Source organism: Streptomyces zingiberis, from assembly GCF_012034935.1.
GTDB lineage: Bacteria > Actinomycetota > Actinomycetes > Streptomycetales > Streptomycetaceae > Streptomyces > Streptomyces zingiberis.
In genome coordinates this window covers 65673-89949 of the sequence record NZ_JAATEN010000009.1, presented here as the reverse complement: position 1 = coordinate 89949, position 24277 = coordinate 65673, and the positions used below count along the sequence as shown (strand labels likewise).

The window sequence follows — 24277 nt, the reverse complement described above, 5'->3', positions numbered from 1 at the left end:
CGGGCGCCGCCGCCGGCCCGGCCACCCACGGGCCGGCGCCCCGCCGGTCCCCGCATGAGCCCGCCCCTACGGGTTACAGATGACTGCAGAAGACCCGGCGCCTCCCCGGGGCCGCGCGCCGGTCCCGGGGAGGGCGCGGGGTGGCGGCGGGGCCGGTGGAGTGAGGGGCGAACCGTGTTCTACTACCTGCTCAAGCACGTACTGCTGGGCCCGGTGCTGCGGCTGGTGTTCCGGCCCCGGATCGAAGGGCTGGAACATGTGCCGGCGGAGGGCGCGGCCGTCGTCGCCGGCAACCACCTCTCCTTCGCCGACCACTTCCTGATGCCGGCCGTCCTCTCCCGCCGCATCACCTTCCTCGCGAAGGCGGAGTACTTCACCGGCCCGGGCATCAAGGGACGGCTGACCGCGGCCTTCTTCCGCAGCGCGGGGCAGATCCCCGTGGACCGCTCCGGCCGGCGGGCAGGCCGGGCCGCCGTCGAGGAGGGGGTGAAGGTCCTGGAGGGCGGAGAGCTGCTCGGCATCTACCCCGAGGGAACGCGCTCCCCCGACGGACGGCTCTACAAGGGACGGGTCGGGGTGGCGGTGATGGCCCTGCGCACCGGGGCGCCGGTCGTGCCGTGCGCCATGCAGGGCACCTTCGAGGTGCAGCCGCCCGGGCGCAAGCTGCCGCGTCCGGGGCGGCGCCGGGTCACCATCCGGTTCGGGAAGCCGATGGACTTCTCGCGGTTCGCCGGGATGGAGGGGGAACGAGCCGTGCTCCGCGCGGTGACGGACGAGATCATGTACGAGGTGCTCCGGCTCTCCGGGCAGGAGTACGTCGACCGGTACGCGACCGACGTCAAGAAGGCGCAGAAGGACAAGCCGGGAACGGCCGGCGGGACCGGGCGGGCGAGCGGGACCGCCGGGCACGGCTGACGCCGAACGGCCCGGGGCCGGCCGGCGCTCCCCTGGACGGGGGTACGGACGCCCCGCGAACCAGCGCCCCTGCGGGACGGCCGACGGACCCGGGCGAGGAACACCGGCCGCCGCCCGGCCCGGGGAGTCCACGGACGGCGGTGGACCGGCGCGCGTGAGGAACACCGGATATCGTCCGCCGACGCCCGCGCCCCCGTACGGGGGACGCCGGCGCGCGTGAGGAACACCGGCCACGAACCCGGCCGCACTCCCGCCGTACGGTCAGCGCCCGCCCGGGGTCTCCCCGCCGGAGCCGTGGTGGCGCGCGGCGATCCCGAACCCGCTCCGTTCGCCCGCAGCGGACGCGGAGCCGCTCCGCAGCGCCGACACCGTGCTGATGACGGGCTCCTCCGCCGGCCCCTCCCCGGCCTCCCCGGGCTCCGCGGATTCCAGTCGCTCCAGGTCGGCGGCGGACACCAGCGCCACCAGCGGCTTGCCATGGCGGGTGACCACCACCCGCTCACCGCCGTAGACGACGCGATTGATCAACTCGGCCAGCTCCGCACGGGCTTGCGTCACCGGAATCTCGTAGGCCATGCTCCCCATCGTAGGAGACGTACAGGAGGTACGTTCTGTACGTTCAGTACGCGATGCACGCCGGTTCCGGGACCGGCCCGTTTCCGCGCCTCGCCGGGTACGGCGGGGTGGCGACCGAAGAAAGGGGGGACCGCCCGTGCAGTCTCCGACCGACCGCTCCGTGCTGCCCGAGTTCACCGAGCACACGCCCGACGGGATCCGCGTCCAGGACCCCTACTCCCGGCTGCTGGAAGGGCGCATCGTGCTGCTGGGCACGGCGCTCGACGAGACCGCCGCCCAGGACGTGATCGCCCAGCTGCTGCACCTGGAGTACGCCGCGCCCGGCCGGGCCATCTCCCTCTACATCAACTCCCCCGGCGGCTCCGCCTCCGCGATGACGGCCGTCCACGACACCCTGCTCTTCCTCAGCTGCCCCGTGGAGACGGTCTGCGTGGGGCAGGCCGTCGCCGAGGCGGCGGCGGTACTGGCGGCGGGCGAACCGGGACACCGGCTGATCCTCCCCGGCTCCCGGGTGGTGCTCCGTCAGCCGCGCCTCGCCGAGCCGGTCGAAGGGCAGGTGGACGATCTCGCCCTGCGCGCCCGGGAGATGAACCGCGAGCGCGAGATACTGGAGGCGCTGCTGGCCCGGCACACGGGCCGGCCGGCCGCGCGGATCAGCCGGGACATCGAGCGCGAACTGGTCCTCCCGGCCGCCGAGGCCGTGGCCTACGGTCTCGCCGACCACCTCGTCACCCGCCGCGCGCCGGCCGGCGGGCGGTGATCCGCCGTGCTGCCCGAACTGCCCCCGCTGCCCGCGCTCACCCGGGCCGAGGGTGAGGTCGTCGACGGCTTCCTGGCGGCCGCCGACCTGCTCGGCCGGATCAATCCGGCCCGGTCCACCGACACCTACGGCAGCCTGCGGGCCGCGCAGGCGCTCGTCACCCGGGCAGGGCGGCTGCGCGACGCGCTCGCCGTGATGCACGCCAGGGGCGAGACGGAGCTGCACACGGCGATCCTGGCGCGGGCGCTGCGGGTCCTCGACGGGGAGCGCCGCACCGGGCGCGTCACCCTGCCGCCCGGGGGACGCTGACGGCCCGTCGGGGAGAGTCCGCCCGCCGGGCCCGCCGACCGCCCTGCCCCCTCACCGAAGACCCGAAGCCGGCAGTGAACATGACAGGCCGGAGAGGCTCCGTCCCCGGTGCGCCCCATCCTCGACATCGGCGGAACAACCCCAGCTCAGGACGGTACGGCCGCATTGGTTCCCGTCAACGTCCGCCCCTTTTGCGGCAGTCGGGGCAGGAGTGAGAACTTTCACAAAGGGCCGTTTCCGTGACGGATCGCGGCACGGGATGCGTAACCATCGCCGACGGCAAGCCCCCGCCGCCGAGGCGGGGCGGTCCGGGTGGACGCCGAATCCTGCCACCGCCCGGATGACAGGTCGAACCAGTGGACCGGCAGGAGTGGAGGACCCAGCAAGCCGGGCCCGACCGGATCCGTCCGGGCGGCCCTTGGGGTGAAGCCGCACACCGCGGCCGGGCATCTTCGCCTGCCCGAACCCGACAGGCCATCCCTCACAGGCGACTGACGAAGGGTTGCGCATGTCCGCGCACGGAAACGTCCAGAAGCACGACAGCCCCACCGGCACGACCGGCACCACAGCCACCACGGGCACCACCGGTCCCGCCCACCGGACGGCCGTCCGGCTCACCCGGGCGGGCGCCGTCTCGGCGCTCACGCTCGCCGCGTTCGGCGGGTCCCTGCTGGCGCCCGGCGCCGCCCCCGAGGCCCAGGCCGCCACGGCCGGCACCAAGGCGCTGAAGGTCGCCGCCTCGAAGAAGGGGTCCCCCTACAAGTACGGAGCCGCGGGGCCGAGCCGCTTCGACTGCTCCGGCCTCACCCAGTACGCGTTCAAGAAGGCCGGCAAGAAGCTGCCGCGCACGGCGGCCGCCCAGTACAACAAGACCCGCCACATCTCCGCGGGCAGCCGCGCCAAGGGCGACCTGGTCTTCTTCCACTCCGGGGGCAGCGTCTACCACGTGGGCGTCTACGCCGGGAGCGGAAAGGTCTGGCACTCCCCCAAGGCCGGCTCGGTGGTGAAGCTGGAGAAGATCTGGACCAAGAGCGTCCGCTACGGCCGGGTGGGCTGAGCCTGGTCCCGGCCGTACCGTCCCGCGCGGTACGGCCGGGGCCGCCCGGCGCGGGCCGGGAAGAACCGGCGGGACCTCAGCCGGCGGGGGCCGTGGCGGCGACCGTCCGCACCGCCTCATTGATCTGCCCGGCCGTCAGGTCGGCGCGGGCGGTGAGCCGCAGCCGGGACACCCCGTCGGGCACCGACGGGGGACGGAAGCAGCCCACCGCCAGACCGGCGGCACGGCAGTCGGCCGCCCACTGCACGGCCCCCTCCGGGGACGGCGCCCGGACCGAGACGACGGCGGCGTCCGGCGCCACGGCGGCCAGACCGGCCGCCGTCAGCCCTGTGTGGAGCGCCCCCGCCGCGGACCGGGCCCGGGCCGCCCGCTCCGGTTCGCGGCGCAGCAGCCGCAGCGCGGCCAGCGCGGCCCCGGCGGCGGCGGGCGCGAGACCGGTGTCGAAGATGAACGTCCGCGCGGTGTTGACCAGATGTGCGATCACCCGGGCCGGGCCGAGCACCGCCCCGCCCTGGCTGCCCAGCGCCTTGGAGAGGGTGACGGTGACGACGGTGTCCGGCGCCCCCGCGAGGCCGGCCGCGTCCGCGGAGCCCCGGCCGCCCGCGCCGAGCACCCCCAGCCCGTGCGCGTCGTCCACCAGCAGGGCCGCGCCCCGCTCCCGGCAGACGGCGGCGAGCGGGGCGAGCGGCGCCGCGTCGCCGTCCACGGAGAAGACGGCGTCGGTGACCACCAGAGCGCCGAGGCGCCCGCCGGGCCCGGTGGTGCGGCCGGCCGCGCCGCCGGCCGGAGGGGGGTCTCCGGCCTCGTCGAGGACGCGCGCCACGCCGTCCGGGGCGGCGTGCGGGACCACCCTGGTGGTGGCCCGGGAGAGCCGGCAGCCGTCGATCAGCGAGGCGTGGTTGGCGGCGTCGGAGACCACGAGGGAGCCCCGGCCGGTGAGCGCCGTGACGGCGGCCAGGTTGGCGGCGTAACCGGAGGAGAGGACGAGCGCGGCCTCGAAGCCGCAGAACGCGGCCAGTTCGACCTCCAGTTCGGCGTGGAGCGCGGTGGAGCCGGTCACCAGCCGGGAGCCGGTGGCCCCGGCCCCCCACCGGTGGGACGCGGACGCGGCCGCGTCCGTCACCTCCGGGTGACGCGCCAGGCCGAGGTAGTCGTTGGAGGCCAGGTCCAGCAGCGGTGAGCGGGCCGGCCGGGGGCGCACCACCCGGTCCGTGCCGTTCTCCCGCCGGGCGGCCGCCTCCGCGTCGAGCCAGGCGAAAGGGTCCCGCTGGTACTGCTCCTGAGGCATCGGCCGCTCCTCGCGACTGTGGGGTGTGCCCAAAACCTAGTCCCGCGGCGGGCGGAACACGGTGTGGTGATACCCACACGCCGCTCAGCCCGCGTTGTGGGATCCCTCCTTGGCCCGGCCCGCCCGGGTAGGCGAGGATCTTCGGCATGGAGCTGCTGAACACGCTGGTGGACAAAGGGCTGCGCGGCGAGACGCCCACCCGGGACGAGGCCCTCGCCGTGCTGGCGACCTCCGACGACGACCTGCTCGACGTGGTGGCCGCGGCGGGCCGGGTGCGCCGCCACTGGTTCGGGCGGCGGGTGAAACTCAACTACCTGGTGAACCTCAAGTCGGGGCTCTGTCCCGAGGACTGTTCCTACTGCTCGCAGCGGCTGGGCTCCGGAGCGGGGATCCTCAGGTACACCTGGCTGAAGCCGGAGGAGGCCGCCGAGGCCGCCGCGGCCGGGGTGGCCGGCGGCGCCAAGCGGGTCTGCCTGGTGGCGAGCGGCCGCGGCCCGACCGACCGGGACCTGGAGCGGGTGTCGGACACCATCGCGGCGATCCGCGAGCGGAACGAGGGGGTCGAGGTCTGCGCGTGCCTCGGGCTGCTCTCCGGCGGGCAGGCCGAGCGGCTCCGCGCGGCGGGCGCCGACGCCTACAACCACAACCTCAACACCTCCGAGGCGGAGTACGCCTCGATCTGCACCACGCACGACTACGCGGACCGGGTCGCCACGGTCCGGCAGGCCCGGGGCGCGGGGCTCTCCGCCTGCTCCGGCCTGATCGCGGGGATGGGCGAGTCGGACGAGGACCTGGTCGACGTGGTCTTCGCGCTGCGCGAGCTGGACCCGGACTCCGTGCCGGTCAACTTCCTCATCCCCTTCGAGGGCACCCCGCTGGCCGGGACCTGGGAGCTCACCCCCCGGCGGGCGCTGCGCATCCTGGCCATGGTCCGCTTCGTCTGCCCCGACGTCGAGGTGCGGCTGGCGGGCGGGCGTGAGGTCCATCTGCGGTCGCTGCAGCCGCTCGCGCTCCACCTGGCCAACTCCGTCTTCCTCGGTGACTACCTCACCAGCGAGGGCCAGGCGGGGAAGGCCGACCTGGACATGATCGCCGACGCGGGGTTCGAGGTGGAGGGCGCGGACACCGTGACGCTGCCGGCGCACCGGTCGGGCACCGGCGGCGGGAATGGCGGCCGCCCGCCCGGCGGGGTACCGGCCCGGGACGCCGGGGAACCGGCGGCGACGGCGACGGCGACGGCGGACCCCACGGCCCCTGACACCGCCGCACGCCCCGCTCCCGCGCCGGCCGGCGGCCGGGCCGGTGGCGAGGCCCGCACCGATCTGGTCGCGGTGCGCCGCCGCGGCGCCGGCACCGGCCTGCCGCCCAATGCCTGAGCCGGCCCCGGGACCGGCCGGGCTCCCCCCGGCCGGGGCGCTGACCACCGCGGAACTGCTGGAACTGGACCGCCGCCACGTCTGGCACCCGTACGGCCCGATGCCCGGCCTGCGCCCGCCGCTGGTGGTGGACTCGGCCTCGGGGGTGCGGCTGCGGCTCGCCGAACCGGCCGAGGGCCACGACGAGCTGATCGACGGCATGTCCTCCTGGTGGTCCGCGGTGCACGGCTACGGCCATCCGGTGCTGACCGGGGCGGCGCGGGCGCAGCTGGAGCGGATGAGCCATGTCATGTTCGGCGGCCTCACCCATGAACCGGCGGTCCGGCTGGCCGCCCGGCTGGTGGAGATCACCCCGGAGCCGCTCCGCCATGTCTTCCTCGCGGACTCCGGCTCGGTGGCGGTCGAGGTGGCCGTCAAGATGTGCTTGCAGTACTGGCGTTCGCTGGGCAGACCGGCGAAGCGGCGGCTGCTGACCTGGCGCGGCGGGTACCACGGCGACACCTGGCAGCCGATGTCGGTCTGCGACCCGGACGGCGGGATGCACCACCTGTGGTCCGGTGTGCTGCCCCGTCAGGTGTTCGCCGACGCCCCGCCGCCCGGTTTCGGCGCCCCGGCCGACCCCGGGTACGCGGACCACCTGCGCGGGCTGATCGCCCGTCACGCGGACGAGCTGGCGGCGGTGGTCGTCGAGCCGGTGGTGCAGGGCGCCGGGGGGATGCGCTTCCACTCCCCCGCCTATCTGCGGGTGCTGCGCGAGGCGTGCGACGAGTACGGCGTGCTGCTGGTGCTGGACGAGATCGCGACCGGCTTCGGCCGCACCGGTGAGCTGTTCGCCGCGGACCACGCGGGGGTGGCGCCCGATGTGCTCTGCCTGGGCAAGGCCCTCACCGGCGGCATGCTGACCCTCGCGGCCACGCTGTGCACCCCCGAGGTCGCCGGGGGCATCGCCCGCGGAGAGGTCCCGGTGCTGGCGCACGGCCCGACCTTCATGGGCAACCCGCTGGCCACGGCGGTCGCGGGCGCCTCGGTGGACCTGCTGCTCTCCCGGGACTGGCGCGGCGAGGTGGGCCGTATCGAGCGCGGCCTGCGCGAGGGGCTGGCCGCGGCGGAAGGGCTGCCGGGCGTGCGCGACGTCCGGGTGCTGGGCGCCATCGGTGTCGTCCAGCTCGACCACGAGGCCGACCTGGCGGCGGCCACCCGCGCCGCGCTGCGGGAGGGCGTCTGGCTGCGTCCCTTCCGTGACCTCGTCTACACGATGCCGCCGTATGTCACGGACGCGGCGGACACGGCACGGATCTGCGCGGCCGTGTGCGCGGCAGCGGCGGCGGGCTGACGCGGGAACGGGCCTTCCCGGAGCACCACCCCGCCGGCCCGGTGCCCGCGGCCGGGACGGCCCGGGGGCACCCCACAGAACGACACGCGAACAGGTGAGGAGGCGAGAGGCGCATGGCCGTCACCGTCGTCAGCGGTACCGGGACCGGCGTCGGCAAGACGGTGGCCACGGCCGCGCTGGCCGCCGCTGCGCTGGCGGCGGGCCGCACCGTCGCCGTGCTCAAGCCGGCCCAGACCGGGGTGGCGCCCGGGGAGCCGGGGGACGCGGCGGAGACGGCCCGGCTCGCCGGGCCGGTCACCACCGCCGAACTCGCGCGGTTCCCCGAGCCGCTGGCCCCGGACACCGCGGCGCGCCGGTCGGCGCTGCCCCCGGTGCACCCGGAGCGGATCGCCGAGGCCGCGGAGAAGCTGGCCGCCGGCCACGACCTGGTGCTGGTGGAGGGAGCCGGGGGCCTGCTGGTGCGCTACGACGCGGCGGGCGCGACGCTGGCGGACGCCGCCCGGCTGCTGGGCGCGCCGGTGCTGGTGGTCGCCGAGGCCGGGCTGGGCACCCTCAACGCGACCGCGCTGACCGCGGAGGCCCTGCGGTCCCGGGGGCTGGCGTGCCCGGGTGTCCTCGTCGGCAGCTGGCCGGCCGCCCCCGGCACGGCCGAGCGCTGCAACCTGGGCGATCTCCCGGCCGTCGCCGGGGGCCCACTGCTGGGCGCGGTCCCCGCCGGGGCCGGCGCCCTGGAGCCGCCGGCCTTCCGCGCCCGCGCCGCCTCCTGGCTCGCCCCCGCGCTCGGCGGTACGTGGGACGCCGCCGCGTTCACCGCGCGCCACGGAGCCTGACGGCCTCCCGCGCGCCCCGGTCGCCGGTGACGGACCGCGGCGCCCGGTTCCGCCCCGGCGGCCGTCCCGCGGTTCGGCTCCCGCAGCGGCCAGGACGTGCCGCGCTTCCTCCGCGAGGCCGTGGACGAGCTGGGGCAGAGCGTGGTCATGGTCACCCACGACCCGAACGCGGCGGCCACCGCGGACCGGGTCCTCCACCTCGCCGGCGGGCGCGTCGTGGACGAGATGACGGAGCCCACGGCGGAGCGCGTCCCGCACCGTATACGCCTGTCCTCCGCGCCGGCGCCGGCCACCCGTGCCGGTGGCGGGGGCGCCGGCGGCGGGGAGGACGGCGCGGGCGGCGCGGGCGGCGCGGGCGGCGCGGGCGGCGCGGGCGGCGCGGGCGGCGGAGGAGCCTGATCCATCCGAGTGCGCCGCCCGGACCGGCCCCCGGCCGGAGCGCCGGCGGGTCCGGGTGCCGCCCCGCCGGGCTCCGGTACCGCCGCCGCCAGGCGGACCACCCGTTCCGCCCCCGCCGGGGGCTGGGCCGCTCCTTTACGATGGTGTGCATCCCGGGCCGCGTCCGGCCCCCGACCGAAAGGTGTGAGCGTCCGCCCATGGGCGAGCCTCCCAGTTGCCACTGTCATCCGAACCTCCTCGACCCACCCCGCCCGGGGAAGGAGGTGAACCGATGACCGAAGTGCTGCTCCTCCTCCTGGCGCTCCTCCTCTCCCTGGCCTGCGGCGCGTTCGTGGCGGCGGAGTTCTCCCTGACCACCATCGAGCGGAGCGAGCTGGAGCGCGCCGTGGAGCGCGGCGACCGGGGCGCGGACAGCGCCCTGAAGGCCGTCCGCAATCTGACCTTCCAGCTCTCCGGCGCCCAGCTGGGGATCACCGTCACCAACCTGATCGTCGGCATGCTCGCCGAGCCCTCGATCGCGGCGCTGCTCCGTACGCCGCTCACCGCCGTCGGGATCCCCGAGCGCGCGGTGGGCACGGTCGCCCTGGTCACCGGCACCGCCCTGTCCACTGTGGTGATCATGGTGGTGGGCGAGCTGGTCCCCAAGAACTGGGCGATCTCCAGCCCGCTGCCGGTCGCCCGGCGGGTCGCCACCCCGCAGCGGATGTTCAGCGCGGCCTTCCGCCCGCTCATCAGCCACCTCAACAACTCCGCCAACCGCATCGTGCGCCGGATGGGCCTGGAGCCCACCGAGGAGCTGGCCTCCGCGCGCGGCCCGCAGGAGCTGATGGCACTGGCCCGGCACTCCGCCAAGGAGGGCGCCCTGGAGCCGGACACCGCGGAGCTGTTCGTGCGCACCCTGAACCTCGCCGAGCTGAGCGCCGAGAACGTCATGACGCCGCGGGTGCAGGTCATGGCGCTGGACGTACAGGCCACCGCGGAGGACGTCGCCAACGCCACCCGCGCCACCGGCCTGTCCCGCTTCCCCGTCTACCGGGCCAGTCTGGACACCGTCGTGGGCATCGCCCACATCCGGGACGTGCTGGCGGTGCCCGCCGAGCGGCGCGCCCGCCACCCCGTCACCGAGCTGCTCCGGGAGCCGCTGCTGGTACCGGAGTCGCTCACCGTCGACCGGCTGCTGGACCGGCTCTCCGGCAAGCGCAGCATGGCCGTCGTGATCGACGAGTACGGCGGCACCGCCGGGGTGGTCACCCTGGAGGACATCGTCGAGGAGGTCGTCGGCGAGGTGCGGGACGAGCACGACCCGCTGGAGGTGCCCGACCTGGCACCGGCCGGCACCGACGAGGAGGGCAGGCCCCTCTACGCCGCCGACGGCTCCGCCCGCACGGACCAGCTGGAGACCATCGGCCTGCGCGCCCCGGAGGGCCCCTACGAGACGCTCGCCGGTCTCGTCGCCACCGAGCTGGGCCGGATACCGGCCGAGGGAGACCGGGTGGAGGTGGCCGGCTGGCGGGTCGACGTGCTCGACGCCACCGGCCGCCGGGCCGCGCGGGTGCTGCTCCACGCGCCGCTGCCCGAACGTGAAGGCGAACCGCACGAGGAGGCCGCCCGATGACCGCGATCCAGCTTCTGGTGGGTCTGCTGACCTTGGTCGCCAACGCCTTCTTCGTCGGCGCGGAGTTCGCGCTGATCTCGGTGCGGCGCAGTCAGGTCGAGCCGCTCGCGGAGGAGGGCGACCGGCGGGCCGGCGCCGTGCTGTGGGCGCTCAAGCACGTCTCCGCCCTGATGGCGGCGGCGCAGCTCGGCATCACGGTCTGCACGCTGATCCTGGGTGTCGTCGCCGAGCCGGCGATCGCCCACCTGCTCGAACCGGTCTTCGACGCGGTGGGGGTGCCGCACGGCCTGGTGCACCCCATCTCCTTCGTCATCGCCCTGGCGGTGGCGACCTATCTGCACATGCTCCTCGGCGAGATGGTGCCGAAGAACGTCGCCCTGGCCGAGCCCGTGCGGGCCGCGCTGCTGCTGGGCCCGCCGATGGTGGCGCTCTCCCGTGCGCTGCGCCCCGTGATCTTCACCATCAACGCCTTCGCCAACGCGCTGCTGAAGCTGTTGCGGGTGGAGCCGAAGGACGAGGTCGCGGCCACGTTCTCGGACGACGAGCTGGCCCGGATGGTGTCCGACTCCAGTGAGGCCGGGCTGCTGGACGAGCGTTCCACGGAGCGGCTGCGGGACGCGCTGGAGCTGGGCCGTCGTCCGGTCGGCGAGGTGGTCCTGCCGGTGGACCGGATCGTCTCCGCCCCCCTGGGGGTGACCCCGGAGGGGCTGGAGCGGCTGGCCTGGGAGTCGGGCTTCTCCCGCTTCCCCGTCGTCGGCTCCGGCCGCCGCATCCTGGGCTACCTCCATGTGAAGGACGCGCTGGACGCCCGGCCCCGGGACCTGCCTTTCCCCGTGGCGGCGATGCGCCCGATCGCCCGGGTACGCTCGGACACGCCGCTGGACGACGTGCTGGGTGCGATGCGGAGTTCGAGCACGCATCTGGCCGCCGTGATCGGTCCCGACGGCCGGCCGGCCGGACTGGTCACCATGGAGGACGTGCTGCGCGAGCTGGTCGGCCGGGCACCCGCCGGCTGAGCGGCCCACGGCCCCGCCCGGAGGGCGGCGCTCCGCCTCCGGGCGGGGTGCCGCCCTCCGCCCTTCCGCGGAAGGCGGAAGGCGGAAGGCGGAAGGCGGAAGGCCGAAGAGGAGGGCCAGGGCCGTGCGAGGCGGGTCCCGAGGACCCGTCCCCCACCTCCCACGGAGGGCTGCCCGGCCGGGAGCGAGGGTCTGCCCGCCGTGCGCCGCGCCGGTTCCGGCGGCGCCGGCAGGGGCGGCGGCCCGCTCAGTCCCGGACGCCGGAGGAGCGGACGCCGACGGGGAGGGAGAACCAGACCTCCTTGCCCCACGCGGTGTGGTCCGCGCCCCAGGCGCAGGCGAGCTGGGCGATCATCGCCATGCCCCGGCCGCACTCGTCGTCCGGGGTGGCCGGCCGGATCCGGGGGAAGCCGGGACCGGCGTCGCCCACCCCGCACCACCAGCGGGAACCGCCGTGGACCACGGTGAGCTGCACCGGGCCCCGGGTGTGCCGCAGGGCGTTGGCCACCACCTCGCTGACGAGGAGTTCCGCGGTGTCCGCGAGGTCGCCCAGCGCCCAGGAGGAGAGCGTGTGGCGTACCGCGCGCCGGGCGAGCGCGCAGGCCTCGCCGGACCGGGGCAGCGGCCAGGGTCCGGCCCGTCCGGCGGGCTCGGCGAAGACGGCCGCGAGCGGGCCGGGGAGGGCGTGGGCCGGCGGGGAAGAGCAGCCCCCGGACGGTGCGCCGGGCTGGGATCGGTACATGGGTACTCCACTACGGCCCGGTGTCCGGCGACAGCGAGCCCGGCGGATCGAACGCGCCGCCGGGGAGGCGCGGGAAGAACCCCCGGGACCACCGGGTCCCGGACCTCCGCCACGGGGGCGGGAGCGGGGGCGGGCGGCCGGAGTTACTTCCGGGTAGAACCCTAGGACGGGCTTACCGGGAAGTAAAGCGCCGGGGAACGGCCCGGTCCGGGGCGGTGGCGGGCGGGGCGTAGGATTTCCGCCGTCATGCAGACCGATGAGACCAGCGCCCCCGCCGCCCGTCCGGGCGGCCCGGGCCGTTACACCAGCTTCGTGGCCCTCGGTGACTCCTTCACCGAGGGCATGTCCGACCGGCTGCCGGACGGCAGCTACCGCGGCTGGGCCGACCGCCTCGCGGCGGACCTCGCCGCCGCGACCCCCGGCTTCCGCTACGCGAACCTGGCGGTGCGCGGCAAGCTGATCGGCCAGATAGCCGACGAGCAGGTGAAAACCGCCGCCGCGATGAACGCCGATCTGGTGACCCTCGTGGGCGGGCTGAACGACACCCTGCGTCCCTCCTGCGACATGGGCCGGGTCCGCGCGCGTCTGGAGGAGGCCGTCGCCGTGCTGGCGCCGAACTGCGGCCGGCTGGTGCTGATGCGCAGCCCCGGGCGGAACGGCCCGTTCCTGGAGCGTTTCCGCCCGCGCATGGAGGAGCTGTTCACCATCCTCGACGAGCTGGCCGAGCGCCACGGCGCGCTCGTCGTGGACCTCTACGGCTCGGGGGCGCTCGGCGACCCCCGGCTGTGGGCCGTCGACCGGCTCCACCTCACCGAGGAGGGGCACCGCAGAGTGGCCGAGGCCGTGTGGCAGGCCATCGGCCTGGAGCCGCGGTGGGACTGGACCGAGCCGCTGCCGCCGGCGGCTCCCCCGGGCTGGTACCGCCGCCGGGCGGCCGACCTGCGGTTCGCCCGCGAGCACCTGCTGCCCTGGATCGGCCGCCGGCTGACGGGCCGCTCCTCGGGGGACGGCTTGTCCCCCAAGCGGGGCGACCTGCTGCCGTACCCGTACGAGCTGTAGGCCCGTCCACCGGACCGCGCCGGAGGACACCCGGTGGCGCGGGGGCCGCCGCGGCCGGCACCGGTACGCGGAGGACGCCGGGCCGGCGGGCTCCGGCGACCGGTGGCGGCGGCACGGACCGGCGTGGGGGCCGGCCGCTCCGGCCCGCCCCGGACGGCGTGCCCGGGACGGGCCGGTCCCCGGCCCCCGTGGGGCGCGGAGCGGGGGCGGGGCGGAGCGGCCCGGGCCGTAGAATGCCGTCACGTGACCTCCAAGCCCCGCATTCCCAACGTCCTGGCCGGCCGCTACGCCTCCGCCGAGCTCGCCGCCCTGTGGTCCCCCGAGTACAAGGTGACGCTGGAACGGCAGCTGTGGCTGGCCGTCCTCCGCGCCCAGCGGGACCTCGGCGTCGAGGTGCCCGAGCAGGCCCTCGCCGACTACGAGCGCGTGCTGGACCAGGTGGACCTGGCCTCGATCGCGGAGCGCGAGAAGGTCACCCGGCACGACGTCAAGGCCCGGATCGAGGAGTTCAACGCCCTCGCCGGGCACGAGCACGTCCACAAGGGCATGACCTCCCGCGACCTCACCGAGAACGTCGAGCAGCTGCAGATCCGCCGCTCGCTGGAGCTGGTCCGGGACCGGGTGGTGGCCGTGCTGGCGCGGCTGGCGCGGCTGGCCGCCGACCACGCCGAGCTGGTGATGGCGGGCCGATCGCACAACGTCGCGGCGCAGGCCACGACGCTCGGCAAGCGGTTCGCGACCGCGGCGGACGAGCTGCTGGTCGCCCACGGCCGGCTGGAGGAGCTGCTCGCCCGGTACCCGCTGCGCGGGATCAAGGGCCCGGTCGGCACCGCGCAGGACATGCTCGACCTGCTCGGCGGTGACCTCGGCCGCCTCGCCGAGCTGGAGCGGCGCGTCGCGGCGCACCTCGGTTTCGCCGGCGCGTTCACCTCCGTCGGGCAGGTCTATCCGCGCTCGCTGGACTACGAGGTGGTGACGGCCCTGGTGCAGCTGGCCGCCGCGCCGTCCTCGCTCGCGCGGACCATCCGGCTGATGGCCGGGCACGAGCTGGTCACCGAGGGCTTCCAGCCCGGCCAGGTGGGTTCCTCCGCGATGCCGCACAAGATGAACACCCGCTCCTGCGAGCGCGTCGGCGGGCTGATGGTGATCCTGCGCGGGTACGCCTCCATGACCGGGGAGCTGGCCGGCGACCAGTGGAACGAGGGCGACGTGTCCTGCTCCGTGGTCCGCCGGGTGGCGCTGCCGGACGCCTTCTTCGCCCTCGACGGGCTGCTGGAGACGTTCCTGACCGTGCTCGACGAGTTCGGGGTCTTCCCCGCGGTCGTCTCCCGTGAACTCGACCGCTACCTGCCCTTCCTCGCCACCACCAAGGTGCTCATGGGCGCCGTGCGGGCCGGGGTCGGCCGGGAGACCGCGCACGAGGTCGTCAAGGAGCACGCCGTCGCCTCCGCACTGGCGATGCGGGAGAAGGGCGCCGAGCGCAACGAGCTCCTCGACCGCCTCGCGGCCGACGAGCGCATCCCGCTGGACCGGGAGGCGCTGGCCGCGCTGATGGCCGACCGGCTCTCCTTCACGGGCGCCGCGGCGGACCAGGTGGCCTCGGTCGTCGCCCGGGTCGGGGAGATCACCGCCGCCCGCCCGGAGGCCGCCGGGTACACGCCGGGGGCGATCCTCTGACCGGCGCGGAACCGGGCGGGCCGCCCCGTACGGCGCCCGCCCCGGTGCCCCGTCCCGCACGGCGCCCCTCACCGCAGGAGCTGGAGGCGGCCCGCGACCGCACGGTCGACGACGTGATCGCGGACGGGCTGCGGGTGCTGTTCTGCGGGATCAACCCGGGCCTGATGTCGGCGGCCACCGGCCACCACTTCGCCCGCCCGGGCAACCGCTTCTGGCCGGTGCTGCACGCCTCCGGCTTCACCCCGCGCCGGCTCCGGCCCTGGGAGGAGCGTGAGCTGCTCCTCCACGGCCTCGGCATCACCAACGTCGCCCCGCGCGCCTCGGCCCGCGCCGACGAGCTCAGCGAGGAGGAGATGCGGGAGGGCGGCCGGGCGCTCACGGCGAAGGTCGCGCGGCACGAGCCGCGCTGGCTGGCGGTGCTGGGCATCACCGCCTACCGGGTCGCGTTCCACGACAAGGGGGCGGTCGTCGGCCCGCAGGAGCGGACGATCGGCCGTACCCGGATCTGGGCGCTGCCCAACCCCAGCGGCCTCAACGCGCACTGGACGGCGGCCACGATGGCGGAGGAGTTCGCCCGCCTCCGGCGCGCCGCCGACGGGGAGGAGCCGGCGCCGCCCGCGCGGTGAGCGCCGCTCCGGCGGCGGGACGTCCCCGGGAGCGGGGCGGCCCCGGCGGCCGGGTTCATGTCCTGCCCCCGGCCCGGCTCATCCCGGCTCCCGCCCGGCTCCGGCCCGTGGTCGCGGTGGCCTGGGAACCACGGCCCCCGCCGGTGCCGTCCCCGGGCCCGAACCGGCCGTCTCCCCCGCCGGGAGCCGGTGCGGGAGCACGGGGCGAGCCGCGGGCCCCGTCCGGGTGTGGCAGTCTTCCCGTCAGTCGGCAACGGGAGGGTGAGGTATGGACCAGGTCACCGTCGTCACCGGGGGCAGCCGCGGCATCGGCGCAGCGGTCGCCGTCCGCCTGGCACGGGCCGGGCACGCGGTCGCCATCGGCTACGAGAACGCGCGGGAGGCCGCCGGGCGGACGGCGGACGCGGTCCGTGACGAGGGGGTGGAATGCCTGGTCGTCCAGGTGGACACCAGCGTCGAGGCGCAGGTGGAGGCCTTGTTCGACACCGTCGCCGAACGGCTGGGGCCGGTCACCGGGCTGGTCAACAACGCGGGGATCACCGGCCCGCTGGGCCGCTTCGCCGAGACGGGCCCGGAGGTGATGCGGCGCGTCATCGACGTCAACGTCATGGGCGCCCTGCTGTGCGCGCGGCGCGCGGTGCGGGAGATGTCGACGCGGTACGGCGGCCGGGGCGGCGCGATCGTCAACATCTCCTCCGGCGCGGCCACCAACGGCGCCCCGGGTGAGTACGTGCACTACGCGGCCAGCAAGGCGGCGCTGGACGCGATGACGGTGGGGCTGGCGAAGGAGACCGGGCCCGAGGGGATCCGGGTCAACTCGGTGCAGCCGGGCATGGTGCTGACCGACATCCACGCCGCGATGGGCGACCCCGAGCGCCCCTGGCGGAACCCGGAGCGGGTGCCGCTGCGCCGCCCGGGGCGCCCCGAGGAGGTGGCGGACGCGGTGGCCTGGCTGCTCTCCCCCGGTGCCTCGTACACCACGGGCGCGATCCTCCGCGTCTCCGGCGGATTCTGAGCCGGGCCGGGCGCATCCGGCCGCGGGCCGGGTGCGCGGTGCGGTCCGGTGGGGCCACCCGGGCGGCGCCGGTCCGCGGCGGACCGCCGTGCCGCCGGCCCGTCAGGCATGCGGTTCGTCAGGCATGCGGTCCGTCAGTCGTCCGGGCCGCCGGGCACGGCCCCCCGGGGCGTGCGGTCACGGCCCCTTCCCCCGCCCACGCGTGGGCTGTTCACTGTCCGTTCGGGTGGATCACATCCGGCGCCGGTACCAACGGAGGTCACGCCCGTCCCGCTCCGGGACCGGGCGTGCCGGACGGTCCGGACGGTCCGGACGACACGAGGAGGCGGCCGTATGACAGGGGTACCCGGGGCTGGGAACGGTGGCGGACCGGCGCGGCGGGCGGTGCTGCTCGGCGGCGCGGCGGTGCCGGCCGCGCTCGCCCTGCCCGCGGCGCCGGCCGCGTCGGCGGTGCCCGGGGCACCCGCCCTGGCGCGGCGGGGCCGCCCGGCCGCCCGGTGGGGCACGCAGACCGGTGAGGTGGGGGCCGGTTCCGCTCTGGTCTGGGTCCGGTCCGACCGGCCGGCGCGGATGACGGTGGAGGTGTCCGCGACGGAGTCGTTCCGCACCGTGCGGCGGTACCGGGGCCCGCTCCTCGGCCCCGGCACCGACTTCACCGGCACCACGGCGCTGCCGGGTCTGCCGGCGGGCACCGAGATCCACTACCGGGTGCTGCTGACCGACCCGGACGACCCGCGGCGCGCGGGCGAGCCGGCGCTCGGCTCCTTCCGCACCGCGCCGGCCGGCCGGCGCGCGGGCGTGCGCTTCCTGTGGTCGGGTGACCTGGCCGGGCAGGGCTGGGGCATCAACCCCGACCGGGGTGGCTACCCCATCTTCGACGAGATGCTCCGCCGCGACCCGGACTTCTTCCTGTGCAGCGGCGACACCATCTACGCCGACGGCCCGATCGCGCCCGCCGTCCCCCTCCCGGACGGCCGTGTCTGGCGGAACGTCACGACGGAGGAGAAGGCGAAGGTCGCCGAGACACTGGACGAGTTCCGCGGCGCGTTCCGCTACAACCTGCTGGCGGAGAACCTGCGTCGGTTCAACGCCCGGGTGCCGTCCGTCGTCCAGTGGGACGACCACGAGGTGGTCAACAACTGGTATCCCGGCGAGCTCCTCACCGACGAGCGCTACACCGAACGGCGGGTGGACGTCCTCGCGGCCCGCTCCCGGCGCGCCTTCGCCGAGTACTTCCCGGTCTCGGGGGTGCGCCCGGACGGCGGGGGACGGCTGTACCGGGTGGTGCGGCGCGGCCCGCTGCTCGATGTCTTCGTCCTGGACATGCGCACCTACCGGGACGCCAACTCGGCGAACACCCAGCCGGAGAACACCCAGGGGATCCTCGGGGCCCGGCAGCTGGCCTGGCTCAAGCGGGAGCTGTCCCGGTCCGGGGCGGTGTGGAAGGTGATCGCCTCGGACATGCCGCTGGGCCTGGTGGTGCCCGACGGGGAGGCCGCCCAGGAGGCGGTCGCGCAGGGCGACCCGGGCGCGCCGCTCGGCCGCGAACTGCAGATCGCGGAGGTACTGCGGCACATCAGGGACCGGCGGATCACCGGCACGGTGTGGCTGACGGCGGACGTCCACCACACCACCGCGATCCACTACGACCCCGCGCGGGCCGCGTTCCAGGACTTCGCCCCCTTCTGGGAGTTCGTCTCCGGGCCGCTCAACGCGGGCGGGTTCCCGGCGACCGCGCTGGACGGCACCTTCGGGCCGCGCCGCGTCTTCCTGAAGGCTCCCGGCCGGGCGAACGTCTCGCCGCTGGAGGGGGGCCAGCACTACGGGGAGGTGGAGATCGACGGCGGCAGCGCGGAGATGACGGTGCGCCTGCTGGAGGAGGGCGGCACCGTGCTCCACTCCACGGTGCTGCGGCCGGGCCGCGTCGGCCAGTGACATCGGCCGGTGACACCGGGTACGCCCACGGGCTCCCCGGCGGCGGTGCGGGCGGGACCTCCGACCTCCCCGTCCCGGCCCGCCGCTCCGCCGGGACAGCCGGGCACATCCGGCACCCCCCGACATTCGGAGCATTCCGGGCAGGATGCCCGGAATCACCCTTAACCCGCTGGTCACACATCGTTCGTGATCACGCAACAGCGGCACGTCACCGTAGGGTCATGACCCACAGGACCTCCGCGAAGACCCGGCGGCCGCACCACTGGCGCCGGGATGCCGTCGAACTGGCCGCGCTGTTCACCGCCGTCGCGGTCGCCGACGCGGTCGCCAACATGATCGTCCATGGGCCGGACGGCCGTGTGCTGCTCGTGGTCTCGGCCGTCACCCTCGTCGTCACCGCCGCCTTCCACAGCTGGTGGGCACACCGGCACGGGCACTCACCGCCCGCGGCCGCCCCCGCCCCCGCCTCCGGGGGCATGGCCGGGGCGGAGGGAGATCCGGAGGCCACCGCGCTCTGGCGGGTGCGGGCGACCGTCCGCGACACCCCGGGCAGTCTCGCCGCCCTGTGCACGGCGCTGGCCGGCGCCCGGGTGGACATCCTCTCCCTGCAGACCCACCCGCTCTCCGACGGCACCGTCGACGAGTTCCTGCTGCGCGCGCCGGAGGAGCTGACGGCCACCACGCTGAACGGGGTGATCACCGGGGCGGGCGGCCGCGACGTGTGGACCGAGCGGGCCGACGCGCACGATCTCGTGGACACCCCGGTCCGGGTGCTGCACCTCGCCACCCGCACCGCGCTGGACACCGCCGAGCTTCCGCTGGCGCTGCGGGAGCTGCTGGGCCGGTGCACCATCAGTTCCCGGCCGGGGCCCGCGGTGGCGGCGCCCGGCCCGGACGGGGCCCGGGAAAACGCGGCGGGCGCCGCGCGCGGGGCGGGCGGCACCGCCGTCGTGGACGGTGAGGGCGTCCTGGAAGGGACCGTGATGCGGCTGCCCGATCCCTCGGGCGGCGTGCTCACCGTCGAGCGGCCCTCGCTGCCGTTCACCCCTTCGGAGTTCGCCCGCGCCCGGGCGCTGGTGGAGCTGGACGCGCGGCTCGGCCCGCGGACGCCGCCCGGCCGGGACGTGTGGACCCTGCCGGACGGCGGTGAGCTCACGGTGCGGCGGGCGGACGTCCGTGACATACCGGCGGCCCGTGAGCTGCACGGCCGCTGCTCCGAGGAGACGCTGCGCAGGCGGTACCACGGGCCGGTGGAAGGCGCCGACCGCTATCTGGACCATCTGTTCAGCCCGCGCTTCGGCCGCACCCTGGCCGCCCAGTCGTCCTCCGGCCGGATCGTGGCGGTGGGCCATCTGCTGTGGGACGGGGACGAGACCGAGGTCGCGCTGCTGGTGGAGGACGCCTGGCAGCGCCGGGGTGTCGGCGGCGAGCTGCTGCGGCGGCTGGTCGCCCTCGCCGGTGAGGCGGGGTGCGAGAGCGTCTACGCCGTCACCCAGGCCGGGAACGCCGGCATGGTGGCCGCGATGCGCGGCCTGGGCGTCCCCCTCGACTACCAGGTGGAACAGGGCACTCTGGTGATCACCGCGCGGCTCAGGCGGACGACGGCCCCGGATACCCCGCCGCCGCACGGCCCGCAGCTGCCCGGCCTGCCCGCGACGCGCTGACCCCGGCCCCGTCCCGGGCCGCGCCGCCCGCCGCTGCTCCACCCGGCACCGCACCGTCCGTGGCCGCCCGATCCCCCGCGGCCCGGGCGGAGCGGGTGAGGGCCTGGTCGAGATCGGCCCAGAGGTCGTCGGCGTCCTCCAGCCCGACCGACATCCGCAGCAGCCGGTCGCTGACGCCGGAGGCGTGCCGGTCGCCCTCCCCGACGATGCGGTGGCTGATCGAGGCCGGGTGCTGGATCAGGGTGTCCACGCTGCCGAGGCTGACCGCCGGGGTGATCAGCTCGACCCCGGCGGTCACCTCGTGCGGGTCGCCGGCCGTCTCGAAGGCCACCATCGCCCCGCCCAGCCGCGGGTAGTGCACCCGCGTCACCCGCGGGTCGGCGGCGAGCCGCCGGGCCAGTTCCGCGGCCGTCGCCGACGCCGCGCGCACCCGGACCGGCAGCGTGGCCAGCCCGCGCAGCAGCAGGTAGCCGGCGAGCGGGTGCAGCACCCCGCCGGTGGCGAAGCGGACCTGGCGGAGCTTGCGCGCGAACTCCTCGTCGCAGGCCACCACCCCGCCGAGGACGTCACCGTGACCGCCGAGGTACTTGGTCGCGCTGTGCAGCACGAGCCGCGCGCCGTGCTCGGCGGGCCGCTGGAGGACGGGGGTGGCGAAGGTGTTGTCGGCGAGCAGCGGCACCGCGCCGCAGGAGTGCGCGACGGCGGAGAGGTCCAGCTCGGCGAGGGTCGGATTGGCCGGGGACTCCACCATCACCAGCCCGGTGTCGGGGCGGATCGCGTCCGCGATGCCCGCCGGGTCGGTCCAGGTGACCTCGTTGCCCAGCAGCCCGGCGGTCAGCAGGTGGTCGCTGCATCCGTACAGCGGCCGGACGGCCACGACGTGCCGCAGCCCCAGGGAGTTCCGCACCATCAGGCAGGCGGTGAGCGCCGCCATGCCGCTGGCGAAGGCGACCGCGCTCTCGGTGCCCTCCAGCCGGGCCAGCGCCGTCTCGAACCGCGCCGTCGTCGGGTTGTCCAGGCGGGCGTAGACCGGGGGCCCGTCCGGCCGCGCGCCGGTGGCGGCGAACGCGTCGATGCGCGCCGCCTCGGCCCGGGTGTCGTAGGACGGGTAGGTGGTGGACAGGTCGAGCGGGGGCGCGTGCAGGCCGAGTTCCGCGAGATCCTCGCGGCCGGCGTGGACGGCTTCGGTGGACAGGGAGCGGCGGACGGGCGGGGTGGGCCCGGCGGGTGTCTCCATCATCTCCATGACCGACATGCTGAACACCCGCCGGGGAGAAGCGGGGAATTCCCGTGCTACGTTCGGCCGATGTCCGATTCGGTGGTTCTCGATCCGGTGGATCTCCATATTCTGCGGTCGCTGCAGAACGATGCCCGGACCACCTACCGGGAGCTGGCGGCAGAGGTCGGCGTCGCCCCGTCCACCTGCCTGGACCGGGTGGCGCGGCTCCGCCGCAGCGGGGTGATCCTGGGCAACGCGCTCCGGCTGGACCCGGCGAAACTCGGCCGGGGGCTGGAGGCCCTGCTGCTGGTGCAGGTCCGGCCGCACCGCAGGGAGCTGATCGGCCCGTTCGTGGAACGGGTGCGGGCGCTGCCGGAGTCCCGGGCGCTGTTCCATCTGACCGGGCCGGACGACTACCTGGTCCATGTGGCCGTCACCGGCACCGCCGATCTGCAGCGGCTGGTGCTGGACGAGTTCACCGCGCACCGCGAGGTGGCCCGGGTGGAGACCCGGCTGATCTTCCAGGAGTGGGAGTGCGGGCCCCTGCTGCCGCCGGGCTGAGCGGAGCCGTCCGCCCGCCCCCGCCCACCGCGTGGCGGGCCGGTCCGGCGGCTGTCCCGTTCGCGGCCCCTCGCGGCACCGCCGCGCGGCACCGTCCGGCCCGGGACGGCGCGACAGGCCGCCGGGCCGGACGGTGGTGACGGGACCGGCCCCGGCGTACGAGGATGCCCCCATGTCCGAAACCACCAGCAGCCCGCTGCCCCGCCGGATCGCCGACGCCTATCTCGACGCCCTCGTCGAGCTGGACCCCCTCACCGGCACCTATCTGGGGGTCGCCGAGAGCCACAGCCGTCTCCCGGACCTCTCCCCCGCCGGCCAGGAAGACGTCGCCGCGCTGGCGCGCACCACGCTGGAGCGGCTGGCGGCCGCCGAGGAACTGCCCGGCGCGGAGGACGCGGCCGAGCGCCGCTGCGCGCGGCTGCTCCGGGAACGGCTGACGGCGCTGCTGGCCGTGCACGACGCGGGGGAAGGACTGCGCGCGCTCAACAACCTCGCCTCGCCCCCGCAGGAGATCCGTTCCGTCTTCACCATCACCCCGGCCGCCACCACCGGGGACTGGGCGAGGATCGCCGAGCGGCTGCGGGCCGTGCCCGCCTGCCTCGACGGCTACCGCGCCTCCCTCGCCGAAGGGCTCCGCCGCGGGCTGACCGCCGGGCCGCGCCAGGTGGCCACCGTCGTGGAGCAGCTGGACTCCTGGGTGGGCGCCGACCGGAGCTGGTTCGCGTCGTTCGCCGCGGACGGCCCGGCGGAGCTGCGCACCGAACTCGACACGGCCGCCGCCCTCGCCACCGGGGCCTTCGAGGATCTGCGGGACTGGCTGCGGGACACCTACGCGCCCGCCGTGCAGGGCACGCCGGACATCGCCGGCCGGGAGCGGTACGCCCGCTGGGTCCGCTACTTCAACGGCACGGACCTGAACCTGGAGGAGGCCTACGCCTACGGCTGGTCGGAGTTCCACCGGCTGCTCCGCGAGATGCGCGCCGAGGCGGAGAAGATCCTCCCGGGCGCGGCCACCCCGTGGGAGGCCATCCGCCACCTCGACGAGCACGGGCAGCACCTGGAGGGCGTCGAGGCGGCCCGCGACTGGCTCCAGGGCCTGATGGACGAGGCGATCGAGAAGCTGGACGGCACCCACTTCGACCTCGCGGAGCGGGTGAAGCGGGTGGAGTCCCGGGTCGCCCCGGCGGGCAGCGCCGCCGCCCCGTACTACACCCAGCCCTCGGTGGACTTCTCCCGCCCGGGCCGCACCTGGCTCCCGGCCACCGCCGAGGACCGCTACCCCGTCTACGACCTGGTCTCCACCTGGTACCACGAGGGCGTTCCCGGCCACCATCTCCAGCTCGCGCAGTGGACCCATGTCGCCGACCGGCTCTCCCGCTACCAGGCCACGGCCGGCATGGTCAGCGCCAACGCGGAGGGCTGGGCCCTGTACGCCGAGCGCCTCATGGACGAACTGGGTTTCCTGACCGACCCCGAGCACCGGATCGGCTATCTCGACGCGCAGATGATGCGCGCGGTGCGCGTGATCATCGACATCGGGATGCACCTGGAACTGGAGATCCCGGCCGATTCCCCGTTCCACCCCGGCGAGCGCTGGACACCGGAGCTGGCCGGGGAGTTCTTCGGCCGCCACTCGGGCCGGCCGAAGGAGTTCGTCGAGAGCGAGCTGATCCGCTACCTCGGGCTGCCGGGCCAGGCCATCGGGTACAAGCTCGGCGAACGGGCCTGGCTGCGCGGGCGTGAGGCGGCCCGCGCGGCGCACGGTGACGGGTTCGACGCCAAGCGCTGGCACATGGCCGCCCTCTCGCTGGGCTCCCTCGGCCTGGACGCCCTGGAGGAGGAACTCGCCCTGCTGTGAGCGTCCCGCAGGCCCCGGCCCGCCCTTCCGCGCGGTCCGGGGCCTGCCCGTGCCACCGCCCCCCTCGCGGCCCGCGTCCCTCCCGGCCCGCCGTCCGCCACGCTCCCGGCGCACGCCGGCCGGGTACCCGGCTCACACCGCTCCTGCCTGCGCTTCTGTGCATCGGGGTACCGGCCGCAGTACCGTGGCGGACATGCCCGCACTCAACATTGACTTCAGCGACGAGGAGCTCAGCCAGCTCCGCGAGGCGGCCCAGGAGAGAGGCGTCACGCTCAAGGCGCTGGTGCGCGAGGCCGTCACCGACGACCTCGCCCGGCGGCAGGCCATGGCGGAGGCGAGCCGGATCTTCCGGTCCTTCGTGGTGGACAACGCGGACGCCTTCGACGCGGCCTTCCCCGAGGACGCGCCGGCCGCCGCCGCGGGGCGCCGGCGCGGGGCCGCCTGAGC

At 75.8% G+C, this 24277-nt stretch carries 23 protein-coding genes; 19 read left to right on the top strand and 4 right to left on the bottom strand.

Annotation, left to right across the window (positions count from 1 at the left end; genetic code table 11):
• The first annotated feature begins 174 nt into the window (after nt 1-174).
• Nucleotides 175-915 (top strand): lysophospholipid acyltransferase family protein, encoded by a 741-nt coding sequence (locus HCK00_RS14060; RefSeq protein WP_168102249.1) that lies wholly within the window; start codon nt 175-177, stop codon nt 913-915.
• Nucleotides 916-1176: 261 nt separating this feature from the next.
• Here the strand turns inward: HCK00_RS14060 and HCK00_RS14055 are convergent, their stop codons facing one another.
• Nucleotides 1177-1491: a type II toxin-antitoxin system Phd/YefM family antitoxin gene (locus tag HCK00_RS14055; RefSeq protein ID WP_168102248.1), complete on the bottom strand. Its 315-nt coding sequence runs from the start codon at nt 1489-1491 to the stop codon at nt 1177-1179.
• A gap of 136 nt (nt 1492-1627) precedes the next feature.
• On the opposite strand from HCK00_RS14055, the gene HCK00_RS14050 reads away from it, so the two are divergent.
• The 3 genes from HCK00_RS14050 to HCK00_RS14040 all read left to right on the top strand — a co-directional run bounded on the left by HCK00_RS14050 (nt 1628) and on the right by HCK00_RS14040 (nt 3617).
• Entirely contained in the window at nt 1628-2251 is a 624-nt protein-coding gene (locus tag HCK00_RS14050) for an ATP-dependent Clp protease proteolytic subunit (RefSeq protein WP_311765314.1), read from the top strand.
• 6 nt (nt 2252-2257) lie between these two features.
• Entirely contained in the window at nt 2258-2560 is a 303-nt protein-coding gene (locus tag HCK00_RS14045) for a hypothetical protein (protein WP_168102246.1), read from the top strand.
• A gap of 508 nt (nt 2561-3068) precedes the next feature.
• On the top strand, nt 3069-3617 hold the full coding sequence (locus HCK00_RS14040) for a C40 family peptidase (RefSeq protein WP_168102245.1): 549 nt from the start codon (nt 3069-3071) through the stop codon (nt 3615-3617).
• 76 nt (nt 3618-3693) lie between these two features.
• On the opposite strand, the gene HCK00_RS14035 is transcribed toward HCK00_RS14040, so the two are convergent.
• Nucleotides 3694-4905, bottom strand: a complete 1212-nt coding sequence (locus tag HCK00_RS14035; RefSeq protein WP_168102244.1) for an 8-amino-7-oxononanoate synthase — start codon at nt 4903-4905, stop codon at nt 3694-3696.
• Nucleotides 4906-5051: 146 nt separating this feature from the next.
• On the opposite strand from HCK00_RS14035, the gene bioB reads away from it, so the two are divergent.
• The 6 genes from bioB to HCK00_RS14005 all read left to right on the top strand — a co-directional run bounded on the left by bioB (nt 5052) and on the right by HCK00_RS14005 (nt 11474).
• On the top strand, nt 5052-6281 hold the full coding sequence (gene bioB, locus HCK00_RS14030; RefSeq protein WP_168102243.1) for a biotin synthase BioB: 1230 nt from the start codon (nt 5052-5054) through the stop codon (nt 6279-6281).
• Nucleotides 6274-7614 (top strand): adenosylmethionine--8-amino-7-oxononanoate transaminase, encoded by a 1341-nt coding sequence (locus HCK00_RS14025; RefSeq protein WP_168102242.1) that lies wholly within the window; start codon nt 6274-6276, stop codon nt 7612-7614. Before bioB ends, HCK00_RS14025 begins: the two co-directional genes overlap by 8 nt.
• 113 nt (nt 7615-7727) lie before the next feature.
• Nucleotides 7728-8444 carry a dethiobiotin synthase gene (gene bioD / locus HCK00_RS14020; protein ID WP_168102241.1) on the top strand — a complete coding sequence of 239 codons (717 nt, stop codon included), beginning with the start codon at nt 7728-7730 and terminating at the stop codon, nt 8442-8444.
• A gap of 96 nt (nt 8445-8540) precedes the next feature.
• Nucleotides 8541-8843: a hypothetical protein gene (locus tag HCK00_RS14015; protein WP_168102181.1), complete on the top strand. Its 303-nt coding sequence runs from the start codon at nt 8541-8543 to the stop codon at nt 8841-8843.
• 271 nt (nt 8844-9114) lie between these two features.
• Entirely contained in the window at nt 9115-10458 is a 1344-nt protein-coding gene (locus HCK00_RS14010) for a hemolysin family protein (RefSeq protein WP_168102240.1), read from the top strand.
• A complete protein-coding gene (locus tag HCK00_RS14005) occupies nt 10455-11474 on the top strand; it encodes a hemolysin family protein (RefSeq protein ID WP_168102239.1) in 1020 nt (339 codons plus the stop codon). The genes HCK00_RS14010 and HCK00_RS14005 overlap by 4 nt, the downstream gene beginning before the upstream one ends.
• A gap of 247 nt (nt 11475-11721) precedes the next feature.
• Here the strand turns inward: HCK00_RS14005 and HCK00_RS14000 are convergent, their stop codons facing one another.
• Nucleotides 11722-12216 (bottom strand): ATP-binding protein, encoded by a 495-nt coding sequence (locus HCK00_RS14000; protein WP_168102238.1) that lies wholly within the window; start codon nt 12214-12216, stop codon nt 11722-11724.
• 246 nt (nt 12217-12462) lie between these two features.
• On the opposite strand from HCK00_RS14000, the gene HCK00_RS13995 reads away from it, so the two are divergent.
• The 6 genes from HCK00_RS13995 to HCK00_RS13970 all read left to right on the top strand — a co-directional run bounded on the left by HCK00_RS13995 (nt 12463) and on the right by HCK00_RS13970 (nt 20192).
• The gene (locus HCK00_RS13995; RefSeq protein WP_168102237.1) at nt 12463-13275 is read left to right on the top strand and encodes an SGNH/GDSL hydrolase family protein; all 813 of its coding nucleotides are present in this window, start codon (nt 12463-12465) and stop codon (nt 13273-13275) included.
• A gap of 243 nt (nt 13276-13518) precedes the next feature.
• On the top strand, nt 13519-14952 hold the full coding sequence (gene purB, locus HCK00_RS13990; protein ID WP_168102236.1) for an adenylosuccinate lyase: 1434 nt from the start codon (nt 13519-13521) through the stop codon (nt 14950-14952).
• A 44-nt stretch (nt 14953-14996) separates the two neighbouring features.
• Nucleotides 14997-15578 (top strand): G/U mismatch-specific DNA glycosylase, encoded by a 582-nt coding sequence (mug, locus tag HCK00_RS13985; RefSeq protein WP_168102235.1) that lies wholly within the window; start codon nt 14997-14999, stop codon nt 15576-15578.
• A gap of 268 nt (nt 15579-15846) precedes the next feature.
• A complete protein-coding gene (locus HCK00_RS13980) occupies nt 15847-16593 on the top strand; it encodes an SDR family oxidoreductase (RefSeq protein ID WP_168102234.1) in 747 nt (248 codons plus the stop codon).
• 333 nt (nt 16594-16926) lie between these two features.
• Nucleotides 16927-18528, top strand: a complete 1602-nt coding sequence (locus tag HCK00_RS13975) for an alkaline phosphatase D family protein (protein WP_168102233.1) — start codon at nt 16927-16929, stop codon at nt 18526-18528.
• 221 nt (nt 18529-18749) lie between these two features.
• Nucleotides 18750-20192 carry a GNAT family N-acetyltransferase gene (locus tag HCK00_RS13970; protein ID WP_168102232.1) on the top strand — a complete coding sequence of 481 codons (1443 nt, stop codon included), beginning with the start codon at nt 18750-18752 and terminating at the stop codon, nt 20190-20192.
• On the opposite strand, the gene HCK00_RS13965 is transcribed toward HCK00_RS13970, so the two are convergent.
• A complete protein-coding gene (locus HCK00_RS13965; RefSeq protein ID WP_168102231.1) occupies nt 20119-21438 on the bottom strand; it encodes a trans-sulfuration enzyme family protein in 1320 nt (439 codons plus the stop codon). The genes HCK00_RS13970 and HCK00_RS13965 overlap by 74 nt on opposite strands.
• 60 nt (nt 21439-21498) lie before the next feature.
• Between HCK00_RS13965 and HCK00_RS13960 the strand changes: the two genes are divergently transcribed.
• From HCK00_RS13960 to HCK00_RS13950, 3 genes are all read left to right on the top strand, one after another.
• Entirely contained in the window at nt 21499-21972 is a 474-nt protein-coding gene (locus HCK00_RS13960) for an Lrp/AsnC family transcriptional regulator (protein WP_168102230.1), read from the top strand.
• A 172-nt stretch (nt 21973-22144) separates the two neighbouring features.
• Nucleotides 22145-23830, top strand: coding sequence for a DUF885 domain-containing protein (locus HCK00_RS13955; RefSeq protein ID WP_168102229.1), 1686 nt, complete (start codon nt 22145-22147; stop codon nt 23828-23830).
• Between the two features lie 193 nt (nt 23831-24023).
• Nucleotides 24024-24275 carry a hypothetical protein gene (locus HCK00_RS13950; protein WP_168102228.1) on the top strand — a complete coding sequence of 84 codons (252 nt, stop codon included), beginning with the start codon at nt 24024-24026 and terminating at the stop codon, nt 24273-24275.
• Nucleotides 24276-24277: the final 2 nt, after the last annotated feature.